The organism is Saccharopolyspora spinosa NRRL 18395 (assembly GCF_000194155.1).
GTDB classification, from domain to species: Bacteria; Actinomycetota; Actinomycetes; order Mycobacteriales; family Pseudonocardiaceae; genus Saccharopolyspora; species Saccharopolyspora spinosa.
The window spans coordinates 1,652,534-1,659,300 of the sequence record NZ_GL877878.1 but is presented as its reverse complement, the minus strand read 5'-3'; the positions used below and the strand labels follow the sequence as shown (position 1 = coordinate 1,659,300).

General features: G+C 64.1%; 7 protein-coding genes and 1 pseudogene. 2 read left to right on the top strand and 6 right to left on the bottom strand.

Translation table 11 applies throughout. From position 1 onward, the window contains the following. From SSPN_RS57585 to SSPN_RS43010, 4 genes are all read right to left on the bottom strand, one after another. The coding region (locus SSPN_RS57585; RefSeq protein ID WP_192814540.1) for a hypothetical protein at nucleotides 1-920 on the bottom strand (920 nt) is incomplete at its 3' end. Between the two features lie 10 nt (nucleotides 921-930). After that, complete coding sequence (locus tag SSPN_RS43020; protein ID WP_237710490.1) at nucleotides 931-1,248, bottom strand: hypothetical protein; 318 nt, start codon at nucleotides 1,246-1,248, stop codon at nucleotides 931-933. 423 nt (nucleotides 1,249-1,671) lie between these two features. After that, nucleotides 1,672-3,006 (bottom strand): hypothetical protein, encoded by a 1,335-nt coding sequence (locus SSPN_RS0108330; protein WP_010693524.1) that lies wholly within the window; start codon nucleotides 3,004-3,006, stop codon nucleotides 1,672-1,674. Next, complete coding sequence (locus SSPN_RS43010; protein ID WP_010693523.1) at nucleotides 2,948-3,706, bottom strand: toxin glutamine deamidase domain-containing protein; 759 nt, start codon at nucleotides 3,704-3,706, stop codon at nucleotides 2,948-2,950. Before SSPN_RS43010 ends, SSPN_RS0108330 begins: the two co-directional genes overlap by 59 nt. A 209-nt stretch (nucleotides 3,707-3,915) precedes the next feature. On the opposite strand from SSPN_RS43010, the gene SSPN_RS0108320 reads away from it, so the two are divergent. Then, nucleotides 3,916-4,131, top strand: a complete 216-nt coding sequence (locus SSPN_RS0108320; protein ID WP_029535107.1) for a hypothetical protein — start codon at nucleotides 3,916-3,918, stop codon at nucleotides 4,129-4,131. A 218-nt stretch (nucleotides 4,132-4,349) separates the two neighbouring features. On the opposite strand, the gene SSPN_RS0108315 is transcribed toward SSPN_RS0108320, so the two are convergent. Beyond that, nucleotides 4,350-4,508 (bottom strand): hypothetical protein, encoded by a 159-nt coding sequence (locus tag SSPN_RS0108315; protein ID WP_010312232.1) that lies wholly within the window; start codon nucleotides 4,506-4,508, stop codon nucleotides 4,350-4,352. A 191-nt stretch (nucleotides 4,509-4,699) separates the two neighbouring features. Here SSPN_RS0108315 and SSPN_RS0108310 point away from each other — a divergent pair, with 191 nt between their 5' ends. Beyond that, a complete protein-coding gene (locus tag SSPN_RS0108310) occupies nucleotides 4,700-5,317 on the top strand; it encodes a YigZ family protein (RefSeq protein ID WP_010693521.1) in 618 nt (205 codons plus the stop codon). 412 nt (nucleotides 5,318-5,729) lie between these two features. On the opposite strand, the pseudogene SSPN_RS57580 reads toward SSPN_RS0108310, so the two are convergent. After that, nucleotides 5,730-6,767, bottom strand: a pseudogene (locus tag SSPN_RS57580) (hypothetical protein); the annotation flags it as partial.

The window sequence follows — 6,767 nt, the reverse complement described above, 5'->3', positions numbered from 1 at the left end:
GCGTTGTACTGCTTCGTGTTATTTTCCTGCCATTTCCGTTTCCGCTCCGCACTCGGGTCCTGCTGGGCTGCCTGATCCGTCGGGGTAAGCACCCCACTCCCGCCATCACCCGGACTCCCGGAAACAGCCTCAGCACCAGGGGCCGCATCCACCTTCCGCCGCTTAACCCCCCGCGAACTCTCGCCAAACAACCCAACCGAACCCGCCCAGTCGGTGTAGTCGGGGAGGAAACCGGCGAAATCAAACCCACTGGCAACCGACCCAGCACCGCCGACACCCGCAGCATCGTCGCCGGCATCCTGTCCCAGGAATGCGAGCAACTCATTCGCGACAAACTCGTCATCATAAGCACCCTCGCCCAGCATCACCCCAGCATCCGCGGCACCCTGGAGCACCTGCGGCCCATCTACATCCGCCACCGCACGAGCAAGCCACGCGTCCAGATCGACGTCAGCCGACCACGCGTCCAAGTCGTCCTGATCAGCCCCTGTCCGCCCCGACACCTCGTCCGGCCCCGCACCCCGATCGGCCACCGGGCCACCCACCCCGGTCTCCGTCACGCCCAGGGCCTTCTTCCCCCGCCCCGCCACCTTCGACCGAAGCTCCGCCAGCTCCGCCTCCTGCTCGTCAGTCAAGCGCCCCTGCTCCTTCAACGCCTCCAACACCGCGACCCGGGCGGCCGCTTTTCTCGCCTGGTACCGATCCGCATCCGCATCCTTGTGCTTCTGCCACTGCTGCGCCTGCGGCCGAAGCGCCGCCAGCTCCACCTCCTGCTCCTCAGTAAGCGGCCCCTGCTCCCTCAACACCTCCAACTCCGCAACACGAGCGGCAGCCGCCTTTCCCACCCTGTACCGATCCGCATCCGCATCCTTCTTTTGCTGCCACTGCTGCGCCTGCGGCCGAAGCGCCGCCAGCTCCACCTCCTGCTCCTCAGTAAGCGGCCCCAAACTCCTCCAACACCGCAACACGGGCGACAGCAGCCCTTCTCGCCCTGTGAGACTTCGCCACAGAGTCCTTCTTTTGCTGCTTCAGCTGCGCCACCCTCGGCCGGAGCGCCGCCAGCTCCACCGCCAGCTCCTCAGTCAGCCGCCCCCGCCCCGCCAACTCCTCCAACACCGCAACACGGGCGACAGCAGCCCTTCTCGCCCTGTGAGACTCCAGCACTAACGCCGGAACAGCAATATTTTGATCCTGATCACAAACAGACAACCCGGTCCGGAACTCCCGGAAAACGGGCACACCGAACACACAGCACAGCCCCTCCGCACAGCCCTCCCAAGCAACGGCTAAAAGGCGTCGAACTCCTCGGCAGCGAACACCAACCAATGGTCCTCCGACACGCCGAACACCGCCTTGGCATCACACAACTCAACCCAACCATCCCGGCGAGCGACACATACACAATCCTTGTCCGGACGGCTCATGCTGGCCTTCCGGAATTCCGAATCAGCGACACCCTTCAGGAACCGCCGGGGTCTCCACGAACGCCAGCGCCCCTCAGCCACCAGATCATTTCACCATTTCCAGCGCATTATGAGCCCACCACACCCAGCCTCCAAACACCTTGCCCGAACGTCGGGCAAACCTGCCCGCCCACACAACCAGGCCTCCCCGCAAGAAACACCACCAACAGCCAGCACTAACGCCGGAACAGCAATATTTTGATCCTGATCACAAACAGACAACCCGGTCCGGAACTCCCGGAAAACGGGCACGCCCCTGATCGAACATCGGCAACGTCGCGAAATCCGCCCGCAACATTTCGTCCCACCCCGGCAACGCGTCAAACGTAGCCAGGTAAGACTCAGCCTGCTCCAGCGACTCCCGCAACTGCGCAACCCGCAGCATCGACTTCAGCGCCGCCCTATTTTCCTTCAGCCTTTGCCTCATCTCCTTCAACTGATCCGGAGAACCAGCCCACTCAGCCATCCGCTCCCGCAACGCACTCAGCTTGGCCTCAACCTCGGCACTCCGCGGCAATGCCTCCAACGCCTTGATCTCCGCGGCCTCTTTTTTCAGGGTCGATACTCGACCCTGCAGCCCACTTTCCTTTTTTGCGTCCTTTTCTATTTCCCGCCGCAAATCAAGCTCGGCCCGCTGCTCCGGAGTCAGCCGTCCCTGCTCCGCCAACCCCTCCAACTCCTCCAACCGCGCAATTGCGGTAGCGGCGGCGATCTTTTCCGCCTGCTTATACTTCGCATTAGCTACGCTCTTCTGCTGCTGCTTCGCTACGTTCGACGCGTCCCGTTCATTCTGCTCGTCCCGATCAGCCCCACTCTGCTCCGATACCCCGCTCCGCACCATTGCATTCTGCTCTTCCTGCTGCCCATTTGCCCCCAAGCCCGCAATCTCCCCTGGCCCAATCTCCCCCCGGGCCTGCATCGATTCCAACGCCGCCCTATTTTCCTTCAGCCTTTTCCGCGTCTCCTCTAACTGCTCCGCAGAACCAGCCCACTGAGCCATCCGCTGCCGCAACCCATTCAGCTTGGCCTCAACCTCGGCACTCCGCGGCAACGCCTCCAACGCCTCGATCTCCGCAGCCTCTTTTTGCAGGGTCGATACTCGACCCTGCAGCCGACTTTCCGCCGTTGCGTCCTTTTCTATTTCCCGCCGCAAAACTTCAGCATCGGTTGCTATCACCTTCCGCCGCTTGGCCCCCCCGGAACTCTCGCCAGCCTCCCCCCACGTCCTTTGCTCAGCCTCCTTCCGCGTCCTCTTCGTGCCCCTCTGATCCCCGGCACCGCTCGCGGTCTCATCCACCGGCACCGCAGCACCCGACCGTGAAGACGCACCGCTGGTGTGCCCCGATCCCAACTCTGCTGCGGACTCCTCTGAACGCCCCACCTGACCCACAGGCCCGGCCCCGTCCTGGATGCTCAGCCCGCTGCCCTCCGTGCCCAGCCGTTCCGCCAGCGCCCGGGAAAACTCCACCACCTGGTCCCGCTGATCACCGCCGAGTTCGCGGTGCTTCGCCGCGACCAACGCCACCACCTCGTCCAGCGACACGACATCGTCCCGACCAGCCCACGTAACCACAACCGAAGAACGCGGCCCGCTCCGTCGAGAGGATCGCCTCCTCACCCCTCAACACCACACGCGGACCATAGGTGTCCTGCAACCAGGAGCGTGCCCGCTCCGCGAGCTCGTTCATGCTGCTCCACCCCCTTACTCGCCAGACCATCTCCAGCGCAGTATGAGCCCGGTCGGCCAGTTCACGCCCGCCGAGCTGACGACGCAACCACACCACGGCCCGGGTCCCCACACCCCCGTCCACAATGGTCCTCCTCACGTCCTCCCACGTCGCGCAGGTCACCACCTCCGCATCCGGGAAATACGACGCCAGCATCCGATCCCACCAACCCGGCACCTCACCAGCCGGATCCCACGGCAACGCCGACGCAGGCCAGCCACTCACCGCCGCATCCGTCGCGACCACACAGTTACCCGCGTTGACCCGCCAACGCCCAGACCCCAACACATTGAGCGACTCATCCAGCGGACCCGCATTGGACGCGGGAAACGGCTCCGCCCCGTCCCGAGGCACGCAGATCGTCGCCGCCAACATCGGCTCATCAGACTCCACGTAACCACAACCGAAGAACGCGGCCCGCTCCGTCGAGAGGATCGCCTCCTCACCCCTCAACACCACACGCGGACCATAGGTGTCATGCAACCAGGAGCGTGCCCGCTCCGCGAGCTCGTTCATGCTGCTCCACCCCCTTACTCGCCAGACCATCTCCAGCGCAGTATGAGCCCGGTCGCACTCCCTCTCCAAGCCCCTTACCCGAACTTCAGGCGCAACCTGCCCGCCCGGTCTACTGTCTCCCTGGTGGTGTATGTGAGAGATGCCTGTCCGTGACAGCCGTCGATGCCCGACCGGTGACCAACTCTCGCACAACGCGAAGTAGCTGGTGCATGAACAGCAGGTATGGCGTGTTCCTCGACCTGGACGTCGGCACGGGTGAGCACCATGCCGCGCGCCTGGTCCCGACCGGAAAGAGCCTGCACGATGCACCCCGGCCCACCAGCGAACCCAAGTTGCAAGCCGTGTTCGACAAACTCGCCGAACACTGTCCTCTGTTGGTCGTGGTCGACCAGTGGCACGTCTACGAACCTAGATCGGCCTGTTGATCATCATGCACGCGCAGCCAAACCCCTTACCAACACTTCCAAACCCCTTACCAACAGTGCCAAACCCGTTACCAGCAGTGCCAAACCCCTTACCAGCAGTTCCAAACCCGTTACCCGGGGTGGTTGGGGGGTCCACAGTTTCAATTGAAACTGTGGACCCCGGGGTGGTCCGCGAGGTTTCAATTGAAACTGGGGACCACCCGCGGCCGGCGCGGGCGTCAGGCGGCTTCCAGAAATCTGCCTGCGACCAGGCCGGGATCGTCGGCTCCGTCGAACCGCACCCAGAGGACCGGACCGCCGAAGACTTCAGGGAGACCGGTGGCGGTCTCCACCACCGTGCCGACCTGATCACGGAACCGGCCGAACGTGGCGCGCACCCGCGTGCCTGGTTCAAACGGGCTCGATGATTGCTCCATGAGGGGGGACGTTACGTGGCCGCGGCCCACAACGGAAATCGCCACCTCCTCGAGCCCGGATCACCGCGCTGACCTGCACAGTTTCCGGAATGGGAGGATGCCCCGGAGCGCGCTGCGCCGCCGTGGCGGGCGTCACTGGACAAGGGAGACCGATGCGGACGATCAAGCGGCCGGGTGAGCACGAGCTGGAGGTGAAGAAGTCTCGTTTCCTGTGCGCGCTCGCGCGGGTGACCACCGAGGCGGAAGCGCGGGAATTCATCCAGCAGCGCCGCCGGCTGCACCACGACGCGCGGCACCACTGCTCCGCGTTCGTCCTCGGCGACTCCGGGGAGTTTCAGAAGTCCAGCGACGACGGCGAGCCGGCGGGCACGGCGGGTGTGCCGATGCTGGAAGTGCTGCGCCGCAACGAGATCACCAACGCGGTCGCGGTGGTGACCCGCTACTTCGGCGGGATGCTGCTCGGCGCGGGCGGCCTGGTGCGCGCCTACGGCGGCGCGGTGTCGGCCGCGCTGGACCACGTGGGCCTGCTCGAACGCCGCCCGGTCCGCACCGTGACGACCACGGTGGACTACCTGCTGGCCGGAAGGCTGGACAACGACCTGCGCTCGGCGGGATACCAGGTGGCGGACACGGACTACCAAGCCGAGGTCCGCTTCCGCATCAACGTCCCGGAGTCCGAAGTGGACACATCCACGGGCACCGGCACCCGCACCGCATCCACCGGCAACCCCACAGGCACGGGCACCGCGCGTGCGGGCCAGTACCGATAAACCTCCACAGGATCGTCGAGAAAAAGCCTGGTCCTGGAATCCATCAACGCCTCGCCCAGATCAAACTTACCAGTAAACCGGCTGGGCTCGTCTTTGTTTTTGGTGAACTCGATCCACCCATCTCTGGTGGGACGGAATCGAACGCGACCATCGCTTTGCCGTTCGTAATCGCCGGCAATCAGACGCCCGTCCGTGGTTCTGTACACGTCCGACGTAGTCGCCAATACCGGTCCTTTAACGACCTGCAACACCGCTGACAGCAGCGCATAGGGTGCGCCGGGAATCGCTAGCAGCGTCCACATTTTTTCGTTGTGCCATCCGCGTCCGACCTTGTGCGCCGCGAGTAAACGGGCGAACAGCCCAAAATTGATCGCCTGCCCATTCCGGAGGCGGATCCCGGAACCGTCTGACGTCACCCGGGCCACGACGAGGCTCGTGTCCTTGTACCACTCAACTCCGACCGCACCTGCCACAACCCGGGATTCCCGGTCAACTCACCCGCGTCCCCAGCCCACAACCGGAACTCCAGCCGGTCACCCTCGTCCCCAAACGCCTCCACACGCACCGCACGATACTTATCGTCCGGATCATGAACGGGATAATACGACTCGGGATTCCCACCAAACTCGTCCACTGTGTACGGATCCGACGGAAGCGGAATCGGCCCCGCATACCCACCCTCACGCTGCCGCGACCCATCACTGCCCGCAACGTTGCCCAACCGGAAAAGCAACGCCTCGAAAGCCTTCGCGACCTGCGCCACACGCACATGCTGCCGAGGAGTCAACGGCCAGACGAAACTGACATTGATATGCCCCCCTGACTCCGAACCAAAACCGCCCTGCCCCCGCACCGCACCCAGCAACTTCTCCATACTGGGCCACACAGTGTCACTACGCAGGACCGGCGATGTCGCCTCCACCTCGAAAGGCTTCGACTCCTTCAGCAACACCCACCTACCATCGGCCGCAATCGCCTCGGCATCCTTCTTGAAAACCAGCCTCGAACCGTGAGCTGCCCGCCAATCCACCAAACCCTCACGCTCCAGCGCCGCCCCCAAACTGTCGACCCGCGCATCGAAATGATCACCCGGGAGCTTGAACTCGACCTCGAACCCCAGACGCACGTCCGACCGGGAACTCACCCCACCAGGCACACCGTCCTTGAAATACGTGACCGGAACACGCCCCTGCGCAATCGCCTGCCTCGCCTGCACAAACACCTCACGCACCTCCGCCCGGCGAGCATTGCGCAACCTCCCCTCCACCGCCTGTATGTCACCCAAGCGCGACTCAAGTGTCTGCAACTGCACTGGAGTCCACCGTCCCTGGTGCACCCACTGCTTCATAGTTTCGACGTACTCACGCACACCGTTCGGATCGAATTCTGGCGGCAACGTCCTCAAATGCCGCTCCATTCGCTCCGCCAACTCAGCCAACCTCGTGATCCC

Excerpts from the sequence above, each read along its gene's own strand:
- SSPN_RS43010 (WP_010693523.1), bottom strand. The coding sequence starts at position 3,706 with ATGAACGAGCTCGCGGAGCGGGCACGCTCCTGGTTGCATGACACCTAT.
- SSPN_RS0108320 (WP_029535107.1), top strand. The coding sequence starts at position 3,916 with ATGAACAGCAGGTATGGCGTGTTCCTCGACCTGGACGTCGGCACGGGT.
- SSPN_RS0108310 (WP_010693521.1), top strand. The coding sequence starts at position 4,700 with ATGCGGACGATCAAGCGGCCGGGTGAGCACGAGCTGGAGGTGAAGAAG.